General features: G+C 32.9%; 3 protein-coding genes. All 3 read left to right on the plus strand.

Annotated elements, in window-relative coordinates; genetic code table 11:
- Positions 1 to 219: 219 nt before the first annotated feature.
- Positions 220 to 492, plus strand: a complete 273-nt coding sequence (locus tag HMPREF9171_RS109210; RefSeq protein ID WP_000389767.1) for a hypothetical protein — start codon at positions 220 to 222, stop codon at positions 490 to 492.
- Positions 476 to 1,045, plus strand: a complete 570-nt coding sequence (gene lepB, locus HMPREF9171_RS109205; protein WP_000828635.1) for a signal peptidase I — start codon at positions 476 to 478, stop codon at positions 1,043 to 1,045. The genes HMPREF9171_RS109210 and lepB overlap by 17 nt, the downstream gene beginning before the upstream one ends.
- Before the next feature lie 18 nt (positions 1,046 to 1,063).
- On the plus strand, positions 1,064 to 2,025 hold a 962-nt coding region (locus tag HMPREF9171_RS109200), incomplete at its 3' end, for a hypothetical protein (protein ID WP_000913267.1).

Raw genomic sequence — 2,025 nt, forward strand, 5'->3', positions numbered from 1 at the left:
AAGCCATATATCAATTTGATATATGGCTTTTTAATGCCTAGAATTCGAGCTTTCAAAAAGAAAATGATTTCGATGAGATTTTTCAAAAAATTATCAAAAATGTTAATTTAGCATAGACTTTTTTGAGAAAAAACACAGGACAAAAAATGAGTTTAAAGGTTAGAACTTTGATATAATATCTAAACGATAATTTAAGGTTCAGTTAAGGAAGTAATCGCGATGGAAGATTTAAAAAAATTAAAAAGAAAAGACTTGCTAGAAATTATGTTAGAACAGCAACTTCTTATTGAAAAACAAGAGAAAGAGATTCAGCAACTTAAAGAAGCGCTAGATGATAAAAAAATCAAAATTAGCAAAGCTGGTTCTATTGCCGAAGCTTCCTTAGTGCTTAGTGGTATTTTTGAGACTGCTCAGTTAGCTGCAGATACCTATTTAGAAAACGTAAAGAATTTAGTAGATAAGAGAGGCGTAGACAATGAAAAGACAGATTAGTTCAGATAAATTATCTCAAGAACTGGATCGCGTAACTTATCAGAAACGCTTTTGGAGTGTCATTAAAAATACCATATACATCTTGATGGCGGTTGCTTCAACAGCTATTTTAATTGCGGTTTTATGGTTGCCTGTATTAAGAATCTACGGACATTCAATGAATAAGACTTTAAGTGCAGGTGATGTAGTCTTTACAGTAAAAGGTTCAAATTTTAAAACTGGAGACGTTGTCGCGTTTTACTACAATAATAAGGTCCTAGTCAAGCGGGTTATTGCAGAGTCAGGAGACTGGGTTAATATTGATTCTCAAGGGGATGTTTACGTGAATCAACATAAGTTGAAAGAACCATATGTTATTCATAAAGCACTAGGTAATAGTAATATAAAATACCCATATCAAGTACCTGATAAAAAAATTTTTGTATTAGGAGACAACCGAAAAACTTCAATTGATTCTCGAAGTACTTCTGTAGGAGATGTTTCAGAAGAACAAATTGTAGGTAAAATTTCTTTCAGAATATGGCCTCTAGGTAAGATTAGTAGTATCAATTAAGGTTAGGGAGGATGAAAAATGCTAAAGAAGTGTCAAACTTTTATAATCGAATCATTAAAAAAGAAAAAACACCCTAAAGAGTGGAAAATTATCATGTGGTCATTGATGATCCTAACAACTTTTTTAACAACTTATTTTTTAATTCTACCAGCAATAACAGTTGAAGAAACTAAGACAGATGATGTGGGGATTACTTTAGAAAATAAAAATTCTAGCCAGGTAACTTCATCAACATCTAGTTCTCAATCAAGTGTTGAGCAGAGCAAGCCACAGACTCCTGCTTCTAGTGTAACAGAAACATCATCTTCTGAGGAAGCTGCTTATCGTGAAGAACCATTGATGTTTAGAGGTGCAGACTATACTGTAACAGTGACTTTGACCAAAGAAGCTAAGATTCCTAAAAATGCTGATTTAAAGGTGACGGAATTAAAAGACAATTCAGCTACTTTTAAAGATTATAAGAAAAAAGCATTGACAGAAGTTGCTAAACAAGATAGTGAAATCAAAAACTTCAAACTCTATGACATTACTATTGAGTCAAATGGTAAAGAAGCAGAACCCCAAGCCCCAGTAAAAGTAGAGGTTAACTATGATAAGCCATTAGAAGCTTCAGATGAAAACCTTAAAGTTGTTCACTTTAAAGATGATGGTCAAACAGAAGTATTAAAATCTAAAGATACTGCAGAAACTAAGAACACTAGCAGTGATGTTGCTTTTAAAACAGATTCATTCTCCATTTATGCAATTGTTCAAGAGGATAATACAGAAGTTCCTAGGTTAACTTACCATTTTCAAAATAATGACGGAACTGATTATAATTTCCTGACAGCTTCAGGTATGCAAGTTCATCATCAAATTATAAAAGATGGAGAATCTCTAGGAGAAGTTGGGATTCCGACGATTAAAGCAGGAGAGCATTTTAATGGTTGGTATACCTATGATCCTACTACTGGAAAGTATGGTGACCCTGTTAAATTTGG

This window comes from Streptococcus agalactiae ATCC 13813, assembly GCF_000186445.1.
In the GTDB taxonomy this organism is placed as follows: domain Bacteria; phylum Bacillota; class Bacilli; order Lactobacillales; family Streptococcaceae; genus Streptococcus; species Streptococcus agalactiae.

Excerpts from the sequence above, each read along its gene's own strand:
- HMPREF9171_RS109210 (WP_000389767.1), top strand. The coding sequence starts at position 220 with ATGGAAGATTTAAAAAAATTAAAAAGAAAAGACTTGCTAGAAATTATG.
- lepB (WP_000828635.1), top strand. The coding sequence starts at position 476 with ATGAAAAGACAGATTAGTTCAGATAAATTATCTCAAGAACTGGATCGC.